The sequence below is a fragment of the Luteimonas sp. 9C genome, assembly GCF_902506295.1.
Lineage (GTDB): Bacteria > Pseudomonadota > Gammaproteobacteria > Xanthomonadales > Xanthomonadaceae > Luteimonas.
Genome location: NZ_LR733312.1, coordinates 226,999 through 247,643, shown reverse-complemented (window position 1 = coordinate 247,643; position 20,645 = coordinate 226,999). Strand labels below are relative to the sequence as shown.

The 20,645-nt window shown below is 68.5% G+C and carries 23 protein-coding genes and 1 tRNA gene; 2 read left to right on the top strand and 22 right to left on the bottom strand.

The features are described 5' to 3' along the window. Positions 1–137 precede the first annotated feature (137 nt). The 18 genes from CURTO8I2_RS01125 to CURTO8I2_RS01040 form a co-directional block, all read right to left on the bottom strand. Positions 138–213: transfer RNA gene (locus CURTO8I2_RS01125), tRNA-Lys, on the bottom strand. 73 nt (positions 214–286) lie between these two features. Then, the gene (queC, locus tag CURTO8I2_RS01120) at positions 287–964 is read right to left on the bottom strand and encodes a 7-cyano-7-deazaguanine synthase QueC (RefSeq protein WP_159677959.1); all 678 of its coding nucleotides are present in this window, start codon (positions 962–964) and stop codon (positions 287–289) included. 74 nt (positions 965–1,038) lie between these two features. Then, the gene (queE, locus tag CURTO8I2_RS01115) at positions 1,039–1,719 is read right to left on the bottom strand and encodes a 7-carboxy-7-deazaguanine synthase QueE (RefSeq protein ID WP_159677957.1); all 681 of its coding nucleotides are present in this window, start codon (positions 1,717–1,719) and stop codon (positions 1,039–1,041) included. Positions 1,720–1,722: 3 nt separating this feature from the next. Beyond that, complete coding sequence (ybgF, locus tag CURTO8I2_RS01110) at positions 1,723–2,538, bottom strand: tol-pal system protein YbgF (RefSeq protein ID WP_159681491.1); 816 nt, start codon at positions 2,536–2,538, stop codon at positions 1,723–1,725. Positions 2,539–2,546: 8 nt separating this feature from the next. Further along, positions 2,547–3,059 (bottom strand): peptidoglycan-associated lipoprotein Pal, encoded by a 513-nt coding sequence (gene pal / locus CURTO8I2_RS01105; protein ID WP_159677956.1) that lies wholly within the window; start codon positions 3,057–3,059, stop codon positions 2,547–2,549. A 65-nt stretch (positions 3,060–3,124) separates the two neighbouring features. Next, a complete protein-coding gene (gene tolB, locus CURTO8I2_RS01100) occupies positions 3,125–4,447 on the bottom strand; it encodes a Tol-Pal system beta propeller repeat protein TolB (protein WP_159677954.1) in 1,323 nt (440 codons plus the stop codon). A 214-nt stretch (positions 4,448–4,661) separates the two neighbouring features. Continuing rightward, entirely contained in the window at positions 4,662–5,651 is a 990-nt protein-coding gene (locus CURTO8I2_RS01095; protein WP_159677953.1) for a cell envelope integrity protein TolA, read from the bottom strand. A 1-nt stretch (position 5,652) separates the two neighbouring features. Continuing rightward, positions 5,653–6,090, bottom strand: coding sequence for a biopolymer transporter ExbD (locus CURTO8I2_RS01090; protein WP_159677951.1), 438 nt, complete (start codon positions 6,088–6,090; stop codon positions 5,653–5,655). Positions 6,091–6,156: 66 nt separating this feature from the next. Beyond that, positions 6,157–6,954 carry a protein TolQ gene (gene tolQ, locus CURTO8I2_RS01085; RefSeq protein WP_343161344.1) on the bottom strand — a complete coding sequence of 266 codons (798 nt, stop codon included), beginning with the start codon at positions 6,952–6,954 and terminating at the stop codon, positions 6,157–6,159. A gap of 6 nt (positions 6,955–6,960) precedes the next feature. Further along, positions 6,961–7,401 carry a tol-pal system-associated acyl-CoA thioesterase gene (gene ybgC, locus CURTO8I2_RS01080; RefSeq protein WP_159677950.1) on the bottom strand — a complete coding sequence of 147 codons (441 nt, stop codon included), beginning with the start codon at positions 7,399–7,401 and terminating at the stop codon, positions 6,961–6,963. Between the two features lie 28 nt (positions 7,402–7,429). After that, the gene (gene ruvB, locus CURTO8I2_RS01075; RefSeq protein WP_159677949.1) at positions 7,430–8,461 is read right to left on the bottom strand and encodes a Holliday junction branch migration DNA helicase RuvB; all 1,032 of its coding nucleotides are present in this window, start codon (positions 8,459–8,461) and stop codon (positions 7,430–7,432) included. 100 nt (positions 8,462–8,561) lie between these two features. Further along, positions 8,562–9,545 carry an LLM class flavin-dependent oxidoreductase gene (locus CURTO8I2_RS01070; protein ID WP_159677947.1) on the bottom strand — a complete coding sequence of 328 codons (984 nt, stop codon included), beginning with the start codon at positions 9,543–9,545 and terminating at the stop codon, positions 8,562–8,564. Positions 9,546–9,857: 312 nt separating this feature from the next. Beyond that, positions 9,858–11,720 carry a potassium transporter Kup gene (locus tag CURTO8I2_RS01065; RefSeq protein WP_343161354.1) on the bottom strand — a complete coding sequence of 621 codons (1,863 nt, stop codon included), beginning with the start codon at positions 11,718–11,720 and terminating at the stop codon, positions 9,858–9,860. A 98-nt stretch (positions 11,721–11,818) separates the two neighbouring features. Beyond that, positions 11,819–12,409, bottom strand: a complete 591-nt coding sequence (gene ruvA, locus CURTO8I2_RS01060) for a Holliday junction branch migration protein RuvA (protein ID WP_159677944.1) — start codon at positions 12,407–12,409, stop codon at positions 11,819–11,821. 109 nt (positions 12,410–12,518) lie between these two features. Next, on the bottom strand, positions 12,519–13,043 hold the full coding sequence (gene ruvC, locus CURTO8I2_RS01055) for a crossover junction endodeoxyribonuclease RuvC (RefSeq protein ID WP_159677942.1): 525 nt from the start codon (positions 13,041–13,043) through the stop codon (positions 12,519–12,521). 8 nt (positions 13,044–13,051) lie between these two features. Further along, positions 13,052–13,768 (bottom strand): YebC/PmpR family DNA-binding transcriptional regulator, encoded by a 717-nt coding sequence (locus CURTO8I2_RS01050; RefSeq protein ID WP_159677941.1) that lies wholly within the window; start codon positions 13,766–13,768, stop codon positions 13,052–13,054. Positions 13,769–13,805: 37 nt separating this feature from the next. Continuing rightward, on the bottom strand, positions 13,806–14,444 hold the full coding sequence (locus tag CURTO8I2_RS01045) for an alpha/beta hydrolase (RefSeq protein WP_159677940.1): 639 nt from the start codon (positions 14,442–14,444) through the stop codon (positions 13,806–13,808). Next, positions 14,441–15,280, bottom strand: a complete 840-nt coding sequence (locus CURTO8I2_RS01040; protein ID WP_159677938.1) for an AraC family transcriptional regulator — start codon at positions 15,278–15,280, stop codon at positions 14,441–14,443. The genes CURTO8I2_RS01045 and CURTO8I2_RS01040 overlap by 4 nt, the downstream gene beginning before the upstream one ends. Positions 15,281–15,388: 108 nt before the next feature. Between CURTO8I2_RS01040 and CURTO8I2_RS01035 the strand changes: the two genes are divergently transcribed. Both CURTO8I2_RS01035 and CURTO8I2_RS01030 read left to right on the top strand, forming a co-directional pair. Then, positions 15,389–15,817, top strand: coding sequence for an organic hydroperoxide resistance protein (locus CURTO8I2_RS01035; RefSeq protein WP_159677936.1), 429 nt, complete (start codon positions 15,389–15,391; stop codon positions 15,815–15,817). A 51-nt stretch (positions 15,818–15,868) separates the two neighbouring features. Next, on the top strand, positions 15,869–16,810 hold the full coding sequence (locus CURTO8I2_RS01030; RefSeq protein ID WP_159677934.1) for an alpha/beta hydrolase: 942 nt from the start codon (positions 15,869–15,871) through the stop codon (positions 16,808–16,810). Between the two features lie 99 nt (positions 16,811–16,909). Here the strand turns inward: CURTO8I2_RS01030 and CURTO8I2_RS01025 are convergent, their stop codons facing one another. From CURTO8I2_RS01025 to CURTO8I2_RS01010, 4 genes are all read right to left on the bottom strand, one after another. Next, positions 16,910–17,461 (bottom strand): GNAT family N-acetyltransferase, encoded by a 552-nt coding sequence (locus CURTO8I2_RS01025; protein ID WP_159677932.1) that lies wholly within the window; start codon positions 17,459–17,461, stop codon positions 16,910–16,912. 118 nt (positions 17,462–17,579) lie between these two features. Further along, a complete protein-coding gene (gene aspS, locus CURTO8I2_RS01020; RefSeq protein ID WP_159677930.1) occupies positions 17,580–19,355 on the bottom strand; it encodes an aspartate--tRNA ligase in 1,776 nt (591 codons plus the stop codon). A gap of 111 nt (positions 19,356–19,466) precedes the next feature. Next, positions 19,467–19,814, bottom strand: coding sequence for a zinc ribbon domain-containing protein (locus CURTO8I2_RS01015; RefSeq protein ID WP_159681489.1), 348 nt, complete (start codon positions 19,812–19,814; stop codon positions 19,467–19,469). Positions 19,815–19,937: 123 nt separating this feature from the next. Further along, positions 19,938–20,633 carry a hypothetical protein gene (locus CURTO8I2_RS01010; protein ID WP_201295452.1) on the bottom strand — a complete coding sequence of 232 codons (696 nt, stop codon included), beginning with the start codon at positions 20,631–20,633 and terminating at the stop codon, positions 19,938–19,940. Positions 20,634–20,645: the final 12 nt, after the last annotated feature.

The following is a 20,645-nucleotide window of genomic DNA, read 5'->3' as shown; positions in this document are numbered from 1 at the left end:
TTTCAAGAGCGCAGCGCCGTGTACGGGCGCGCGGCAGCGCCCCTGGATCCACAACGCTTACGCGTCGGCCCGGTAGATCGGACAGGCGCGGCTTTGCCGCGATGGGCGGGCGCCAACGCGGATGCAGGTCCGGAGAATGGTGGGTCGTGATGGATTCGAACCATCGACCAGCGGATTAAAAGTCCGATGCTCTACCGACTGAGCTAACGACCCGGAAAGACAGTCGCCGACGACGAAGGCCGGCGCAGGGGGCGCATTCTAGCGCAATGTGGAAGGCGCGTCGGTCTCAGACCGTCGCAGGCGCGTAGTGCGTCGGATCGGGCACGCCTGCGGCGTGGAATCCGTCGGCGCGCAGGCGGCACGCATCGCAGTGACCACAGGCCAGCCCTTGCGCGTCGGCGTTGTAGCAGGACACCGTCAAACCGAAGTCCACGCCCAGGCGCACGCCCTCGCGCACGATGTCGCCCTTGCCCATGCGCTGCAGCGGCGCGTGGACGCGGATGCCCGCGCCTTCGACGCCCGCCTTGGTCGCCAGGTTGGCCAGCCGCTCGAACGCGTCGACGAATTCCGGCCGGCAATCGGGGTAGCCGGAATAGTCGACGGCATTGACGCCGCAGAAGATGTCCGCCGCGCCCAGCACTTCGGCCCAGCCGAGCGCCAGCGACAGCATGATGGTGTTGCGCGCCGGCACGTAGGTCACCGGAATGCCGTCTCCGCCCGCGTCGGGCACGTCGATGTCGTCGGTCAGTGCCGAGCCGCCGATGCTGCGCAGATCGACGTCGACGGTCTTGTGCACGGTGACGCCCATCGCGGCGGCGACGCGCGCGGCGGCATCGAGTTCGGAGGTATGCCGCTGGCCGTAGCGCACGCTCAGCGCATGCACATCGAAGCCCTGTTCCTGGGCGATGGCGATGACGGCGGCGGAGTCCATGCCTCCGGACAACAGGACGACGGCTTTTCTCATGGGGGAATCTGGATGGGGAACGGAATTCGGATGTCGCGTGACAGGCTAGCGCGGCTTTCGGTCAGACGCGCGGCTCAGCGCCCCGGCGCGTCGTCCCACAGCAGCTTGTGCAGCTGCATCTGGAACTTCACCGGCAGGCGGTCTGCGACGATCCAGTCGGCCAGTTCGCGGCCGGTGATCTCGCCCTTGCTCGGCGAGAACAGCACGTCGCAGCGGTGCGGCAGGCCCTTGGTCAGCACGACGTCGCGCGCCCACTCGTAGTCGGCTCGGGAGCACACGACGAACTTGATCTGGTCGTGCGCGGTGAGCAAGGGAAGATTCTCCCAGCGATTGCGATGCGCTTCGTTGGAGGCCGGCGTCTTGATGTCCAGTACGCGACTCACGCGCGGATCGACGTCGCCGATGTCGAGTGCGCCCGATGTTTCCAGCGACACCTGGTAACCGGCATCGCACAGGCGACGCAGCAGACCGATGCAGCGCTTCTGCGCCAACGGCTCGCCACCGGTCACGCAGACGTGCCGGACGCCGTGTTTCGCCACTTCAACGAGGATGTCGTCGACCGTCCACCAGTCGCCGCCGTGGAACGCATACGCGGTGTCGCAGTACGTACAGCGCAGCGGGCAGCCGGTCAGGCGTACGAACACCGTCGGCCAGCCCGCATCGCGGGCCTCGCCCTGCAGCGACAGGAAGACTTCGGTGAGCTTGAGCCGGTCGGCCGCGGATGCGGCGACCGCATCGGGCGCGACGTCGGTCATGGGTCAGCGCAGACGCGAGAGCTGGATCGCGCGGAGCCGGTCGGCGGCGGTACGCGCCGCATCGGTGCCCGGATACTGCTTGCCGACATCGGCCAGCGTCGTTTCCGCGCCGTCGAGGTCTTTCAGACCGTACTGCGACAGGCCGACCTTGAGCATCGCGCCCGGGGCCTTGTCGCTCTGCGGATAACGCTGCAGCAGCGACAGGAACTGTTCCTGCGCCAATGCGTAATTCTGGGTGACGTAATAACTTTCGCCGAGCCAGTACAGCGCGTTCGGCGCATAACTGCCCTGCGGATGCTGCTGCAGGAAGCCCTGGAACAGCGTGGCGGATTCGTCGTAGCGGGCGTTCTTCAATGCATCGAAGGCCTGCTCGTACGCGGCGCGTTCGTCCGCGGGAGCGGCCTGCGGCGCAGCCGCCGGCACATCCATCGCCGCGTCACGCGCGGCCTGCGCATTCGCGCCTGCCGCAGGTGCCGGCGTTGCGGCGCCGGTGGGATCGGGCAGCTCCAGTCCACCGCCACCGCCCTGCCCGCCTTCGAGCCTGTTGAGCCGGCCGTCGATGTCGAGGTACTGGCTGCGGTTGCTGGACTTGAGTTGCTCGTTCTGTTGCTGCAGTTCCTCGACCTGCGACCGCAGCGCCTGCATCTCGCGACGCAGCTGGTCGACCTGGTTGAGCATCTGCATGTTGGCGCTGGTATCCCCGGCGCGCGCTTCGAGCGAGGCCACGCGGTCCGCGAGGCTCGCCCGTTGCGCCCAGGCGGGCGCGGCGACCAAGAGGGTCGCCGCGAACGCGACTGGAAGTACCAGCCAATGACGCATCGAACGCATCAGCGGGCGGTGTAGATGATCTCGACGCGACGATTGCGGGCCCAGCAATCTTCGTTCGAGTCATTGCAGACCGGACGCTCTTCGCCGTAGCTGACGACCGCCAGCTGGGCAGCCGAACCGCCGTTGGCCTGCAGCGCCGAGGACACACCATTGCCACGACGCTCGCCCAGGCCCTGGTTGTACTCGCGGCTGCCGCGCTCGTCGGCGTGGCCTTCCAGCGAGATACGCGAAGCGCTGCGGTCACGCAGATACTTGGCATGGCAGGCCATCACGGCCTGGAATTCGGGACGCAGGTTGTCCTGATCCAGATCGAAGTAGACGACGCGCTGACGCAGGCAAGCGTCGCTGTCGAGGTCGGCCGGGGTGTAGGCGCCCGCGGTGGGGCCGGTCGGCGCAACGGTGCCGGTCGACGGACCGGTATCGACCGGTGCCTCTTCCTTGACCTTCTTGGAACATGCGACAGCGGCGGTGCAGAGCATCGCGGCCAGCATCAAACGGGTGGTCGTCTTCATCTCGTCGATCCTTGGGTTTCTATGGCAACAGGGCAATTGTTATTAAACGGGACGTGCAGGCAGCGTCAGCGCTGTTCCCGGTACGGACCCCATGCCGGCTCGCGCACATCGCCATCGGCGAGGACGAGGCGCTGACGCACACGGCCGTCCGAAGACACCGCATACAACACACCCCTGCGCCCCTCACGCGCCGCGTACAGGACCATGCCGGCGTTCGGGGCGAAACTCGGCGATTCGTCGAGCGACCCGGGCGACAGCGTGGACCAGCGGGGCGACCCCAGGCTGCGATCCAGCAGTGCAATACGGTACACGTTGCCCGAACCTTGCGCCACGACGATTTTCTTGCCATCGAAGGAGACCGAGGGGTCGGCGTTGTAGCTGCCCTCGAAAGTCACGCGCGTGGCACTGCCACCCGACACCGGCGCCTGGTAGACCTGCGGCCGTCCGCCGCGGTCGGAGATGAAGTAGAGACTGCCGCCGTCAGCCGCCCACGAGGGCGAGGTGTCGATGGCGAAGTGGTTGGTGACCTGGGTCAGCGACTTGCTGCCGAGGTCCATCACGTAGATCTCGGGGTTGCCGCTGCGCGAGAGCGAAAGCGCCAGACGGCGGCCATCGGGCGAGAAGGTCGGGGCGCCGTTGATGCCGCGGAAGCTCGAGACCAGCTCGCGACCGCCGCTGGTGATGTCCTGGATGTAGATCGCCGAATTGCCGCTCTCGAAGCTGACGTAGGCGACGCGGCGGCCGTCCGGGCTCCAGCTCGGCGACATCAGCGGTTCGTTGGAGCGCACGACCGTCTGCGGGTTGTGGCCGTCGGAGTCGGCGACGATCAGCGCATACCGCGCGCTTGGGCCGACGCCGGACTGGGTGATGTAGGCGATCCGGGTCCAGAACGCGCCGCGCACGCCGGTGATCTTCTCGTAGATCGCGTCGGCCATCTGGTGGGCGACGTCACGCATCGCATTCGGACGGGCCGTCATCGCCAGGCCGAGCACGCGCTCCTGCTTGGCGACGTCGAACAGCTCGTACTCGACCCGGTAGCTGCCGCCGCCTGCGTCGACGACCCGGCCCACCACAAGAAAATCCTGGCGCAGCGCGCGCCAGGTCGGGTACTGGACTTCGCTGCCGCGGGTCGGGCGCTCGACGATGTCGCGCTCGGGCAGCGTGCGGAACTGGCCGGAGCGGTCGAGGTCGGCGCGCACGACGGCGGCGACATCGGTATCGGGCGCGGCGCCGCTGCCCTGATAGGGCATCGGCACGACGGCGATCGGCATCGCCTGGGCGCTGCCGCCGGTGATGTCGATCTCGAGGCCCTGCTGCTGCGCGCTGGCGAGCATGGGCAGACCGAGCGCGAACAGAGCCAACAGGCAACGGATCAGAATGGGTTTCATCGGCTTACCGGTTTGGAGAGAGTGAACCCGGGCAGCTTGGCCGCTGGACCGGGGGACAGGATGAATACCAGCGCAATCATCACCCTGCGCAGGTGAACGTGACGGTGAAACCGCACGCGACGCGCGGCTTGCATCGGCGCGTCGTACGCACAGTGTGGCCGGCCCACGCTGCAACGTGCATGCGCCGGAGCGAAACCGGCGCGACGCGCCGGCGTCAGTCCTGCGCCGTGAACGTGAAATTGAGCCGGCGGTTGAACACGGACTCGAAGCCCGCGTACGGCAACGGCTCCGCCGCGCGCACCGCCGCTTCGACGGAACGGCGGCCCTGCGCGTCATAGGGGCAGGACGCGTCGAACTCGACGTTCATGACCTCGCCCCCCGGCAACTGGGTGATGTAGAGGCGGCAGCGCTGGCCGACCTGCACATTGTCCGGACGACGCCAGTTGCGACGCACGGCCTCCTGGATCGCGGCGGCATACTTCGCAGCCAGACCGCTGTCGCCATCGGGACGACCCGGCGGCGGGCTGGCGGCGGACGCAGCGGCGCGCTGCGCGGATGTCTGCTGCGCGTTGCGCTCGGCGATCTGTTTCAGGCGCTGCTCGGCGAGCTGCGCTTCGCGCTGGGTCTTCTCGCGTTCGGCGCGCAGCTTCTCGAGTTCCTGGCGCGCAAGGCGGCGCTTCTCCTCGGCCTCCTGCTGCTTCTGCTGCTCGGCGAGCTCGATCTGCGCCTGGCGACGCTTCTCTTCCTGCTCCTTCTCGCGCTGCTCGGCGGCCAGCGCGTCGCGGCGCACGGCGGCCTGGGACACGGTATCGGGCTCGGGCACGACTTCCTGCAGCTGCGGCTGGCGCGGCTCGACCGCGTCTTCGGGGCGCGGTTCGGGCAACGGCTGCGGCGGCGCGGACGCGGGCGCCTCGACCGGCTCGGGCACCGGGTCGGGAACGGGCGTGGGCACCGGGTCCGGCACCGCCTCGGGCGCAGGTTCGGGATCGGGCAGCGGGTCGGGGCGGTCGGCCAATGCGCGCTGGTCGGCGGCGCTCAGCGCGTTGGGGTCGATCAGGTCGGCCGACACCGGTGAGCCCATCGCCGATTCGGGCCGCGACGACGCGCTCCACAGCGCGCCGAGGATGATCAGGCCGAACAGCAGCACATGGACCAGGATCGACAGTCCGATCGCCACCACATTGTCGGAACGCGACTCGCGCATCTCAGTTCGCGCTTTCCGCCGGACGGCTGATCAAGCTGACCTTGGTGATGCCGGCCTCGTTGATGAGGTCGATGGCGTTCATGATCCGCTGGTAGCTGGCCGCGCCATCGCCACTGACGAGGATGGTCGCGTCCGGGTTCTGGGTGTGGATGCCGCGCAGACGCGCGACCAGATCCTCACGCGAGACCGAGGTGTTCTGCTGCTCGACCATCAGCGCGAGCTGGCCGTCGGGATAGACGCTGACCACGACCGGATCCTGCGGCGAGCCGAGCGACATCGCACGGGAGTCCGGCAGGTTGATGTCGGTGCCCAGATTCATCAGCGGCGTGGTGACCATGAAGATGATCAGCAGCACCAGCATCACGTCGATGTAGGGCACGACGTTGATTTCGTTCTTGAGCTTGCGCCGCTTGGAACGGCGAAGGGAGATCGACGACATGGCGGAATCCGGGTGCGGGGACGGTCGAGCGCGTACGAACCGGCGCGCGCGCGCGTCGGACGGGAATCACTCGACGCCGGTCTGGCGCTCGAGAATCGAGGAGAACTCGTCGGAGAAGGCTTCGAACCGTGTCGCGACCCGCTCGACCTTGGTCGCGAAGCGGTTGTAGGCCCACACCGCCGGAATCGCGGCGAACAGGCCCATCGCGGTGGCGATCAGCGCTTCGGAGATGCCGGGCGCGACGGTGGCGATGGTCGCTTCCTTGACGCTCGCCAGGCCGTGGAACGAAATCATGATGCCCCACACGGTGCCCAGCAGACCGACGTAGGGCGCGATCGAACCGACGTTGGCGAGGTACTCGAGATTGCTCTCAAGCCCATCGAGTTCTCGCGCGCCGGCGACACGCATGCCGCGCTGCGCGCCTTCGAGATGCGTGCGCGCGTCGACGCCGCGGCGCTGCCGCTGGCGCGAATACTCGCGGTAGCCCGCTTCGAAGATGGCCTCCAGGCCCTCGATCTCACGGTTGCGTTCGGTCGCGGACGCGTAGAGTTTGCTGATCTCGGCACCGGACCAGAACCGCTCCTCGAAACGGTCGGCTTCCTTCTCGGCGCGGTCGAGCAGGCGCTTCTTGCGGAAGATGATCACCCACGACGACACCGACGCGAACAGCAGCAGCAGCATCACCAGCTGCACCGGAATCGACGCATGGAGGATCAGCTCGAGGATGCTGAGATCGTTGGGGAGCGGCGCGCTGGCAGCCGCGGCGGCGCCGGTGTTCGCGAGCTCGGTCGCGCCGGCGGCGGCCTCTTCAGGCAAGGCCTGCACCTGAGCGGCGGACTGCAACAGCACGGGCATGGGACTCATCCAGGATTACTCCGCTGACGTTTCGAGTGACTTGAGTTGTGTATAGAGCGCGTCGGGAATCGCACGCGGCCTGAAATCGGATGCCGACAACGCTGCGACGCGCACCTCGGCATCGAGCAGCAGAACGCCATCGCGGCGCACCTCCTGCACGAACACCGCGCTCGCGCGACGGCACTGCTGGAGCACCACGCTGACCTCCAGCGCATCGTCGAGCCGCGCAGGGCCGCGGAAGTCGATGCGCATCGCACGGACCGCGAATACCGTGCCGTGTGCATCGAGCAACGACTGCTGTCCGTAGCCGTGTGCCCGCAACCACTCGCTGCGCGCGCGTTCCAGAAACGCCACGTACTGCGCGTGGTAGACCACGCCACCCGCGTCGGTATCTTCCCAATAGACGCGTGTCGGCCAACTGAATAGACCCGTAGCGCCGGTCGCGGATGCAGACATTTCGGTCAACGCCGTGCCTCGCAGGCCATCAGAACAGGTGGCCGGGGGTCGCGGTGGCATCGCGGCGCGGCTCCAGGCCCAGATGACGCCAGGCCTTGGTGGTCGCCATGCGGCCGCGCGCGGTGCGCACGAGATAGCCCTGCTGGATCAGATAGGGCTCGATGACATCTTCCAGGGTGCCGCGTTCCTCGCTGAGGGCGGCCGCCATCGACTCGACGCCGACCGGACCGCCGTCGAAATTCTCGATGATCAGATGCAGCAGGCGCCGATCGAGCTCGTCGAAACCTTCCGGATCGACCTTCAGCATCTGCATCGCGGCGATCGCGACGTCGCGATCGATGCGCCCGCCGGCGCGGACCTGCGCGTAGTCGCGCACCCGGCGCAGCAGACGGTTGGCGATGCGCGGCGTGCCGCGCGAACGCCGGGCGATCTCGGCCGCGCCGTCGCCTTCGCAGGACAGGCCGAGGATCTGCGCCGAGCGGCGCACGATCCGCGTCAGTTCCTCGGTGCTGTAGAACTCCAGGCGCTGCACGATGCCGAAGCGGTCGCGCAACGGCGCGGTCAGCAGGCCCGCGCGCGTGGTCGCGCCGATCAGGGTGAAGGGCGGCAGATCGATCTTGATCGAACGCGCCGCGGGGCCCTCGCCGATCATGATGTCGAGCTGGAAGTCCTCCATCGCCGGATACAGCACTTCCTCCACCACCGGCGACAGGCGATGGATTTCGTCGATGAACAGCACATCGTGCGGCTGCAGGTTGGTCAGCAGCGCGGCGAGATCACCGGCCTTCTCGATCACCGGCCCCGAAGTCACCCGCAAGGCGACGCCGAGCTCGTTGGCGATCACGTGGCTGAGCGTGGTCTTGCCCAGGCCCGGCGGCCCGAAGATCAACACGTGATCGAGCGCCTCGCGCCGCTGCTTCGCCGCCTCGATGAAGATCGCCATCTGTTCCCGGACGGGCACCTGGCCGAGGTAATCATCCAGCCGCTGCGGCCGGATGCTCGCCTCGACGGCGTCGTCCTCGCGGGTGGCGTCGGCGGCGATGATGCGGTCTGCGGTCATCCGGGCATGATCGCACGGCGCGGACGCGGGGTTGCACGCACGTGCGCGATGCCGCGCTGCGGACGGCCCCCGCGCCAGCGGCCGTCCACACGGGAGCCGGTCAGGCCCGCATTGCGTCCGCGGCCAGCGCGAAGCTGTGCTTGCGGGCGTCGTGGTCGAAGATGTTGGCGGTCAGCAGCAGCTCGTCCGGACGATTGCGGGCGACGAAGTCGGCAATGCCGTCGCGTACGTCGGCGGCATCGCCGATGACCGAACACGCCAGCGACTGGGCCACCATCGCCTTCTCCGCCGGCGACCAGAACGCTTCGATGTCGTCGATCGGTGGCGGGATCAACCCGGGCGTGCCCCGCCGCAGGCGCACGAAACTCTGCTGCTGCGTGGTGAACAGACGCTGCGCCTCGGCGCGTGTGTCCGCCGCGACGACGTTGAGCGCCAGCATCGCGTGCGGCTGGCGCAGGTGCTTCGACGGTCGGAAATCGCGGTGGTAGAGCGCCAGCGCTTCGGACATCGCCGCAGGTGCGAAGTGCGAAGCGAACGCATACGGCAGGCCCAGCGTCGCCGCGAGGCCCGCGCCGAACAGGCTCGAGCCGAGGATCCACACCGGCACGTCGAGACCTGCGCCGGGCACGGCCTGCACGGGCTGGCCGGGCTGCGCCGGCTCGAAATAGCGCAGCAGTTCCATGACATCGGACGGAAACGCATCCGCGCCGGCGTAGTAGCGACGCAGCGCCTTCGTCGTGGGCTGGTCGGTGCCGGGAGCGCGCCCCAGACCGAGATCGATGCGCCCCGGATACAGCGAGGCCAGGGTGCCGAACTGCTCGGCCACCTGCAGCGGCGCGTGGTTGGGCAGCATCACCCCGCCCGAGCCCACCCGGATCGTCGACGTGCCGCCGGCGATGTGCCCGATCAGCACCGCCGTCGCGGCGCTGGCGATGCCGGGCATGTTGTGGTGTTCGGCGAGCCAATAGCGCGCGTAGCCGAGCGCTTCACCGTGGCGGGCGAGATCGAGCGACCGGGCGAAGGATTCGGCCGGCGTACTGCCCTCGGTGACCGGGGCGAGATCGAGAATCGAGAAGGGGATCATGAGAGGCGAACATCCTGGGGGATGCCCTCGACCTTGGGGCGACCGGGTGGGAACACCAGCGCGGGCGGTGGGGTGCTCTGTTCCAGATCGGGTCGGCGCGTGCCCTGCCCTGCCGCGCTCTTGTTGCGACTACCGCTCGCGTCGCCTTCAGACCCTGCTCTCGGCTGCCACCAATCGCAGAGACACGCGGGCTGTCGCCTTGGATTTTCCGTAGCCACGACGCGCCGACGGGTCAGCGTAGGGGCTGTCGGGGTCGCGACTCATGGAAGCCGGCAAGCGCGAAAGCAAAACGCTGCGACGCGCAGCGCCAGGTCAGATCTGCACCTGCGACCCCAACTCCACAAGCCGGTTGCCCGGAATCCGGAAGAACACCGTCGCCGGCGCCGCGTTGCGGTGCATGAAGGCGAACAGCTTGTCGCGCCACACCGGCATGCCGCGATGCGGGCTCGCCACCACCGTCTCGCGGCTGGTGAAGTAGGTCGTGTCCATCGGATCGATGACGATGCCGTTCTCGATGTCCCCGCAACGCATCAGCGCCATCGGCACATCCGGCGTTTCCATGAAACCGAAGCGGATGGTGATGCGGTAGAAGTCGTCGCCGATCGATTCCATCTTCAGACGGCGGTCCGGCGCGGCATAGGGCAGCGTCAGGGTTTCGACGGTGAGGAACACGTTGCGCTCGTGCAGCACCTTGTTGTGCTTGAGGTTGTGCATCAGCGCATGCGGCACGATGCCGCGGTCGCTGGTCAGGAACACCGCGGTGCCGGGGACACGCACCGGCGGCGCGAGCATCAGGCCCGGCAGGAAGGTGTCGAGACGGATGCCGTCCTTCTGGATTTCGGCGTGCAGCAGCTGGCGGCCCCGGCGCCAGGTGCGCAGCAGGGTGAACAGCGTGATGCCGAGCACCAGCGGGAACCAGGCGCCCTGCAGCACCTTGGCACCGTTGGCGACGACGAAGGCGACGTCGATCAGCAGGAACACCGCGCACAGCGGCAGCACCCACTTGCGCCAGCGCGGCCACAGCGCGCGCGCCACGACCACCAGCAACAGGGTGTCGATCAGCATCGTCATCGAGACCGAGATGCCGTAGGCCGCGGCCAGCGCCGAGGACGTCTTGAAACTCAGCACCAGGGCGATGACCACGATCGCCATCGTCCAGTTGATGCCGGGAATGTAGATCTGGCCGATGGTGTCGCTGGAGGTGTGGCGGACGTGCATGCGCGGGATGTAGCCCAGCTGCATCGCTTGGCGCGCCACCGAGAACCCGCCGGTGATCACGGCCTGGGACGCGATGACGGTCGCGCAGGTCGCCAGCACGATCATCGGCCAGCGACCCCATTCCGGTACGCCGATGTAGAACGGGTTCTGGATCGCCGCGGGGTCTTCGAGCACCAGCGCGCCCTGCCCGAGATAGTTGAGCATCAGCGACGGCAGTACGAAGAAGTACCACGCGTAGCGGATCGGCCGCGCGCCGAAGTGGCCCATGTCGGTGTAGATCGCCTCGCCGCCGGTCACGGCCAGCACCACGGCGCCGAGGATGAAGACGCCGCCCCAGCTGTGTTCGAGGAAGAACCGCCCCGCCCACAGGGGATTGATGGCGTTCAGCACCTCCGGCTCGTGGAGGATGTTGAGCACGCCCATCGCCGCGAGCGAGAGGAACCACAGCATCGTGATCGGGCCGAACACGCGGCCGACCTTGGCGGTGCCGTAGCGCTGGGTGCCGAACAGCATGGCCAGCACCACGACGGTGATGGGAATGATCCAGTCGTGCAGCCCGGGCGCGACGACCTCGAGGCCCTCGACCGCCGACAGCACCGAAATCGCCGGGGTGATCACCCCGTCACTGAAGAACAGCGACGCGCCGAACACGCCGAGAATGCCGACCAGATACGCGGATTTGCCGCCCTTGGACAGACAGCGCTGGGCCAGCGCCATCAACGCCATGATGCCGCCCTCGCCGTCGTTGTCGGCGCGCAGGATGATCGTGACGTACTTGAGCGTCACCACCAGCATCAGCGACCAGAAGATCATCGACAGCACGCCCAGCACGGTGTCGTGATTGGCGATCAACCCGTAATGGGGCGAGAACGCTTCGCGCAGGGTGTACAGCGGGCTGGTGCCGATGTCGCCGAAGACGACACCGATCGCGCCGGCGATCAGGCCGGCGAGACCCACCTGGGCGTGTCCCGAACCATGGGGACGCGGGCCCGTGCCGGGCGGACTGCTGGGGTGTGACATGTGGGTCGACCTTGCCGACGGATGCGGGGTGGGTGTCAGCGAAGCGCGGACTGTAGCGCTTTCCGGATGATGAGTTCGGGCGGATCGCCGGCGCTCGCCGCCGCCTTCGCCATGCGCGCCGCGTCGGCCGGTTTGTAGCCCAGCTGCTGCAGCGCCACGACCGCCTCCGACATCGGATCGGCCGGCACCTGGACGCCGCCGATCGCACCGCCCGCGCCGGCCAGGTCGGCCGCGCGGTCGCGCAGTTCGACCACCATGCGCTCGGCGGTCTTCTTGCCGATGCCGGGAATCTTGGTCAACGCGGCGACATCGCCGGTCTGCACCAGACGCGCGAACGCATCCACGCTGACGCCCGACAGCACCGCCAGCGCGATCTTCACGCCGATGCCGGTGACCTTCTGCACGTCACGGAACAGCCGCCGTTCTGACTCGTGCAGGAAGCCGTACAGCGAGACGCTGTCTTCCTTCTGCGCGTAGTGCGTGAACAACGCGACCTCGCGCCCCACCTCCGGCAGGTCGTAGAACGTGCTCATCGGCGCTTCGAGTTCGTAGCCGACGCCGCCCACGTCGATCACCAGCCAGGGCGGGGCCTTGTGGGCCAACGTGCCACGCAGTCTTCCGATCATCGGCGGTGCCTCCTCGGGCGGATGCAATAAGCGGGTTGAACCGCGCGCGGCGTGCACGCGGCAGGCACGCGCCCGCAGCAGCCGGCGCGATGGGCGACGCGGATGGCGCTCATCCCTTCCGCCCCCAGGCCTGCTGCACGCCGACGCCGAGCCGCTTCGCGGTCGCGCTGACGTGCGCGTGGGTGATCGCGACCGCCAGTGCATCGGCGGCGTCGGCCTGCAGCTTGCCGGACAGTCCCAGCATCAGGCCGACCATGTGCTGGATCTGCGCCTTCTCCGCGCTGCCCCGCCCCACCACCGCCAGCTTGACCTCGGTGGCCGCGTATTCGCTGACCGGCAGGTCGCGCAGCACGACCGCGCCGATCGCCGCGCCGCGAGCCTGGCCGAGCTTGAGCGCGGAATCGGGATTGCGCGCCATGAACACCTTCTCGATCGCGACCTCGTCGGGCCGATGCTCGACGATCAACGCGGTGAGCCCGTCGAGCAGGCGCCGCAGGCGCGCGGGAAATTCGCCGGCGGTCACCAGCACCAGCGGCGCGTGGAACACGTGCGTGACCTTGCCCGCAGCATCGACGTCGATGATGCCGACCCCGGTGCGCTGCGAGCCGGGGTCGATGCCGAGAATGCGGGTCACGGGGGTCTTCAGCCCTCGAACTGCGCGTTCGAGTAGACCGCCTGCACGTCGTCGAGATCCTCGAGCAGGTCGAGCATCTTGCGCACCTGCTCGGCCGTCTCGCCGTCGACGGCGATGTCGTTGTCGGCGCGGTAGGTCACTTCGGCGTGGCCGGCGACGATGCCGGCCGCGGTCATGGCGTCGCGCACGGCTTCGAACGCGTCCGCACTGGTCACCACCTCGATCGCGCCGTCTTCCGGATACACGACCACATCGTCGGCGCCGGCCTCGATCGCGGCCTCGGTGACCGCATCCTCGTCCAGGCCTTCGAAGCTCAGCACGCCCAGCCGCTTGAACATGAAGGCGACCGAGCCCTCGGTGCCCATGTTGCCGCCGCACTTGCCGAACGCGTGGCGGACTTCGGCCACGGTGCGCACGCGGTTGTCGGTCAGCGTGTCGACGATCACGGCGACGCCGCCCGGGGCGTAACCCTCGTAGCGGATCTCTTCGTACTCGACGCCTTCCAGCTCGCCGGTCGCCTTCTTGATCGCGCGCTCGACCACGTCCTTGGTCATGTTCTGGGCCATGCCCTTGTCGATCGCCGTGCGCAGGCGCGGATTGTTCGACGGATCCCCGCCGCCGGCACGCGCCGCCACGCCGATCTCGCGGATGATCTTGGTGAAGATCTTGCCGCGCTTGGCGTCGGTCGCGTTCTTGCGGGCCTCGATCGAAGGTCCTCGTCCCATGGGTCGTCAGGTCTGTTGGCGTTGGAAGCCGGCGATTTTACTCCGCATGCCGCGGCCGCGCGTGCGCGAAGCGGCCGTGGCGGAGGAATCCGACGGTCTGGCGCACCGCGTCGGCCGACAGCAGCAGGCCGCTGTGGCTGGCCTGGACCACGATGTGGTCCGCCAGCGCAGGCGCGCGGGTTTCCTCCACCGATACCGTGCCGTCGTGCGGCCCGTCGAACCGCGCCAGCAGCGCGCCCAGCCCACGCGGCACGCAGCCGGCCACCATGCCGACCTCGAGACCCGCCGGCCATTCGACGCACCCGGCATGCAGGAGCTCGGCGCTGCGGCCGAAGTACAGATGCGACATCGGCACCCGGGAGAGCGCATGCGCCGCGCCGCTGCCGCAGACCGGGGAGCCCAGGCAGACGATGCGACCCACCGGCAGGTCCGGCGCAGCGCGTGCCGCCTGCAGCGCCGACAGGCCGCCCAGACTGTGGCCGACGACGTGGGCCGGGCCATGTGCAAGGGCATCGGCTAGCCGCTCGCCCGCCGCACCCGGCCCGCCCGCGATGCTCGGATAGCCGATGATCTCGGGTTCGAAGCCGGCCTCGGCCAGTCCGCGCGCGAAGCGGCGCATCGTCAGGCCGACCATCCAGATGCCGTGCAGCAGCAGCACCCGCGTCGGCGCGCTCATGCGACGGCCTCGCGCGCTGCACGCGTCTGCCGCCAGGCCCGCGGTGAAATACCGCTGTGCGCCTTGAATGCGCGCGACAGCGCGGCCTCACTGCCGTAGCCGACCTCGTCGGCGATCAGTTTCAGCGGCCGACCGCGGCGCAGCGCCTGCTTGGCGAGGCGCACGCGCCAGTCCTGCAGGTACTGCCCGGGGGTCATGCCGACCCTGTCGACGAAGGTGGTCGCGAATGCGCTGCGCGACATGCCCGCGGCCTGCGCGAGCGCGTCGAGTGTCCACGCACCTGCCGGCGTCTCGTGCATCGCGACCAGCGCATTGCGCACGCGCGGGTGCGACAGGCCGGACAGCAGCCCGCCCTGCACCTCGCCCCGCTCCATCAACTGGCGCAGCACCTGGATCATCACCACCTCGAACAGGCGTTCGATCAGGGCCAGGCGCCCGCAGCGCTGGTCGAAGGCTTCCTCGAACAGCAACCCCAGCACCGGTGCCGCGCCGGCGATCTCGTCGAGCGGCAGACACACGACCTCCGGCAGGGCGGCGGCGACCGGATTGTCCGCACCGCCCTCGAAGCCGAGATGGGCGCAGACCATGTCCGCGCCGCGGTCCGGATCGGTCACGAAGCGATGCGCGGTGGGGCGCGGGAACAGCAGCAGGCCAGGGCCGGTGATCGACAGCGTTGTGCTCCCGTAGTGCACCTCCACCGCGCCGCTGCGCACCAGGTGCAGCTGGCCATGGACGCCGTCGCTGTCGAGCGCATTGATGCCGCACAGCGCGCCGGCGTTGAACACCCGGGCATTCATCGGGAAATGCGCCATCAGCGCCGCAAGACGATCCGCCAAGTTCGGACTCCAGGTCAAATTTTTAGGACTTTATATCACCTAAGGTTCCCAGTCGGCGCGCAAAGTGAACTCACCGGGCAGCCCCGCCCATCTACCAGGAGTTCCGCCATGTCCATCGAAAAGAGCCTCTACACCGCTTCCGCCACCGCCACCGGCGGTCGTGACGGCCGCGCCCTGTCCTCCGACCGCGTGCTCGACATCGCCCTGTCCACGCCCCGCGAACTCGGCGGCGCCGGCGGCCCCGGCACCAATCCCGAGCAGCTGTTCGCCGCAGGCTACTCGGCCTGTTTCCTCGGCGCGCTGAAGTTCGTCGCCGGCCGGCAGAAGGTCGCGCTGCCGGCGGCCACCACCGTCACCGGCACGGTCGGCATCGGCCAGATCCCCACCGGGTTCGGCATCGAGGCCGCCCTGCGTATCGACGCGCCGGGCATCGACCGCGAGGTGCTGCAGGACCTGGTCGCGCAGGCCCACATCGTCTGCCCCTACTCCAACGCCACGCGCGGAAACATCGACGTGACGCTGTCGATCGCCGACTGATCCACCCGCACCCGTCCCGCTCCGAATCCATCCCACACACGAGGATCCGCCATGAATGCTTTCACCCGCACCGTCGCCGCCAGCCTGCTGGCCACCGCCCTCCACGCCGCGCACGCCGCGCCGCCGGCCGAACCCACCCGGATCGCTGCCGCCACGGTCGACGGCACCTATGTCGTCACCGCCGACGGCGTGCGTCTCTACGTCAAGGACTGGGGCCCGAAGGACGGCCCGGTCGTGACCTTCAGCCACGGCTGGCCGCTGAGCTCGGACAGCTGGGAATCGCAGATGCTGTTCCTCGCCGGGCAGGGCTATCGCGTCGTCGCCCACGACCGTCGCGGCCACGGCCGCTCCAGCCAGCCCTGGGACGGCAACGACATGGACCACTACGCCGACGACCTCGCCGCGGTGATCAGCGCGCTCGACCTGCGCGACGTCACTTTGGTGGGCTTCTCCACCGGCGGCGGCGAGGTCGCACGCTACATCGGCCGCCACGGCACCGGCCGGGTGAAGAAGGCGGTGCTGGTCGGTGCGGTCACGCCCTTCATGCTGAAGACGAACGACAACCCCGACGGCGCGCCGATCGAACTGTTCGATGGCTTCCGCGCGGCTGCGCAGGCGAACCGGGCGCAGCAGTACCTCGACATCGCCTTGGGCCCGTTCTTCGGCTTCAACCGGCCCGGCGCCACCGTCAACGCGGGGCTGGTGCAGAATTTCTACGTGCAGGGCATGCAGGCCGGCCACAAGAACACGTTCGACTCGATCGCCGCGTTCTCGGCCACCGATTTCCGTCCCGACCTCGCGAAGTTCGACGTGCCCACGCTGGTGATCCACGGCGCCGACGACCAGATCGTGCCGCCGGCGATGTCGGCCCAGCTGGTGCCGCGCCATGTGGCGCAGGCCGAGGTGATCCTCTACCCCGGTGCGCCGCACGGCATCACCGACACGCACAAGGATCGGCTCAACCAGGACCTGCTCGCCTTCCTGCGTCGCTAATCGTTTGCTGCAATCCATGCATCGCCGGCCGCACACCCGTGCGGCCGGCGTTTTCATGGGATGCACGCTGCCGACGCGCCGCCCGCGCGGCGCCCCGGTTCAAAGCTGCGCCGGACGGCGCAGGATGAATTCCAGATCGTTGATGGAGCCGACGGGGAAGATGTAGTCGCCGACCTGCTCGAAGCCGTGACGCGCATAGAAGCGTTGCGCGCCGAGGTTCTCCGACCACACACCGACCCACAGAGTCCGCGGACCATCTCGCAGCAGCCAGGCCATCGCGGCGTCCATCATCCGCGTGCCGTTGCCGCCACCCTGGTGGCCCTGCACGAGATAGAGCCGCTTGAGTTCGCCGTCGCCCCTGGCGACATCGGCATGCGGCAGGCCACACGGACCTGCCGCGGCGTGGCCGATCGCCTCGCCCTCGTGCTCCAGCAACCAGACCGCGTAGTCCGGATGCGCGAGGATCACACGCTGCTTCTCCACCGCGTAGGCATCGGCGAGGAACGCCGTGAGATCCGCCGGCGGATAAAGATGGCCGAAGGTCTCGGTGAACGTACGCGCAGCCAGCGTGGACAGCGTCTGCGCGTCGTCGACGGTAGCGCGGCGGAGCGTCGTCGTCTTGGACGCAGCGTCAACGGATTGTTCGATCATGCGGGAAGCTTCCGACGTAGAGCCCCCCTTGAGTCAAGGGGGGCGCGGCGACAGCCGCAGGGGATCTGGAGCACTGCGCCGGGGCCCGCGACTCCGCTCAGCGGAATCGTGGGGGGACTCACTGCGCAGCAGATGAGGCCCGCGGCCGGACCTGGATATGCACTTCCGCCAGCTGCGCATCGGCGATCGGCGACGGCGCATCGGTCATCAGGCACTGCGCGCCGGTGGTCTTGGGGAACGCGATGACGTCGCGGATCGACTCGGTGCCGGCCATCAGCGCGGCGATGCGGTCGATGCCGAACGCGATGCCGCCATGCGGCGGCGCGCCGTACTTCAGCGCGTCGAGCAGGAAGCCGAACTTGGCCTGCGCTTCCTCGGCGCCGATGCCGAGCAGTTCGAACACCGCCGACTGCATTGACGCGCGGTGGACACGGATCGAACCGCCGCCGATCTCGTTGCCGTTGAGCACCATGTCGTAACCGCGCGACACGGCCGTCGCGGCGTTCGCGCGCAGGTCGGCCTCGTCGTCGACCGACGGTGCGGTGAAGGGGTGATGCAGGGCGACGTAGCGCTGCGCCTCGTCGTCCCATTCGAACATCGGGAAGTCGGTGACCCACAGCGGCGCCCAGCCCTCATTGACCAGGCTGAAATCCTTGCCGGCCTTCAGGCGCACCGCGCCCATGAAGTCGCTGACGGTCGAGTACTTGCCGGCGCCGAAGAACACAAGGTCGCCATTGCCGGCGCCGACGTGCGACACGAGCTCGACGAACGCGGCCTCGTCGAAGAACTTCTGGATCGGCGACGAGACTTCGCCCGCCTCCGAAATCTTGATGTAGGCCAGCCCCTTGGCACCGTACTTCGCGGCATGCGCGGCGTACTCGTCGATCTGCTTGCGGCTCAGACTCGCGCCGCCGGGAATGCGCAGCGCAGCAACGCGGCCACCGGTGTCGTTGGCTGGGCCGGTGAACACCGCGAACTGGCTGTCCTTGACCAGATCGGCCACATCGACCAGCTCCAGCGCGATGCGCAGGTCCGGCTTGTCGGAGCCGTAGCGACGCATCGCCTCGGCATAGGTCATGCGCGGGAATTCTGCGGCGAGTTCGACATTCGCGACATCGCGGAACACGTCGCGGATCATTGCCTCGACGAGATCCTGCACGTCGCGCTCCGACACCCACGCGAACTCCATGTCGAGCTGGGTGAATTCCAGCTGGCGATCGGCACGCAGGGCTTCGTCGCGGAAGCAGCGCGCGATCTGGTAGTAGCGGTCGAAGCCGGCCATCATCAGGATCTGCTTGAACAGCTGCGGCGACTGCGGCAGCGCGTAGAACTCGCCGGGATGCATGCGCGCGGGCACCAGGAAGTCGCGCGCGCCTTCCGGCGTCGCCTTCGTGAGGATCGGCGTTTCGATGTCCTGGAAACCCTTGTCGTCCAGCCAGTGGCGCAGCGCGCTGACCAGCTTGGTGCGCGTGCGCATCTTGCGCTGCATGTTGGGGCTGCGCAGGTCGAGATAACGGTATTTCAGGCGCGTTTCTTCGCCCGGGTTCTCGTGGTGGTGGAACGGCAGCGGCTCTGCCTTGTTCAGCACTTCGATCTGCGTGGCGACGATCTCGACCTGGCCGGTGCGGATCTTCGCGTTGACCGAATGCCGCGCGCGCACCGTACCGGTGATGCGCAGGCAATCCTCGTAGCCCACCTGCTCGGCCGTCGCGACGACGGCGGCATTGCCGTCCGCATCCGACGATTCCGCGACCACCTGCACGATGCCCTCGTGGTCGCGCAGGTCGATGAAGCAGACGCCGCCGAGGTCGCGGGCGACATCGGCCCAGCCGCACAGGGTGACGGTCTGGCCGATCAGCGATTCATCGATCAGGCCGCAGAAATGGGTACGCATGGGAACTCCGGACACGAAAGCGCGGGTGCACGGGCCGCCGTGGCGATGGCCGTGCTGGATGCAAGCCCGCTAGTTTAAGGCGTCGCCGCGACGCGCGCGGCGGCAGGGGCGTCAGTCCGCCGAGGCGGGCTTCGCGGCAGGCTTGGCAGCCGGCTTGGCGTCCACGGCCGCGGGCTTGGACTCGGTCTTGGCCGCAGGCGCCTCGGCAGCCGGCTTGTCGCCACCGGTCTTGGCGCCGCCATCGCCGCTCTCGACCAGGTTGCGCTTCTTGTCGCCGTCCTTCTTGAAGTCGGTCTCGTACCAGCCGCTGCCCGCGAGGCGGAACGACGGCGCAGTGAGCTGCCGCTTGACCGCGGACGCGCCGCACTCGGGGCAGGTCTCGGGGTCGGGATCGGACATCTTCTGCAGACGGTCGAAACTGTGGCCGCATTCGGCGCACTGGAAGGCATAGATCGGCATGGCGGGACGCTGCGAGGAATTCAGGGGGACGGACATGAGGACGCCCCGGGCCGGTTCAAGCCGGCCGGGGGCGCGATTGTGCGGGATCGGGACGGGCGCCGCATCCACGGCGCCCGGGCCTGGTCAGTAGCCCCAGGGCGTCGGCGGCGCGGCGACGGTCCTGGTCAGGTCGAACTCGACCTGGAACTTGCGGCCGCCGGGACGGGCCAGCTCGTAGACGAAGCGCTGGCCGGGGTCGATCTCCATCGCCCAGGTGTTGGTGACGGAGGCGTTGAGGCCTTCCTTCTCGAACATGGCGATCGATTCGGCATCGACCGGGAATTCCTGGCGTTGCGCGGTGCCGGCGTTCTGCGATTCGCCGCCGTACATGGTGACCGGATCGTCGCTGCCGTCGGGCATGCGGTGGTCGTGCTTCAGGCGCAGGCCGTGGTCGGTGCGGGTCAGGATCCAGGTGCGCGAGTGGTCGTCGCCGACATGGAAGGGGATGCGCAGCTCCTCCTTGCGGTTGCTGCAATCGCGCACGTGCATCACCAGTGCCTTGCCCTCGAACGGATCGGGCTCGGCGCCGGGCGCAGGCGCCGGCTCGTTGGCGACGATGCGGCCGGCGAAGGCTTCGCCGCAGTGGCGCGCGATCGCAGCGAGGAATTCGTCGGCAGGCACGCGCTGGGTGGCGGCATCGACCGCTGCGGCCGCGGCGGCGGCGTCGGCAGTGGGGTTGGCCGCGGGCGGGCGCGCGGGTTCGGCGGGTGCACGCTCACCGCAGGCGGCGAGCGAAATCACGGTGGCAAGCAGGGCGAGTCGAAGCGGATTGGGGTTCATCGCATCACCCTA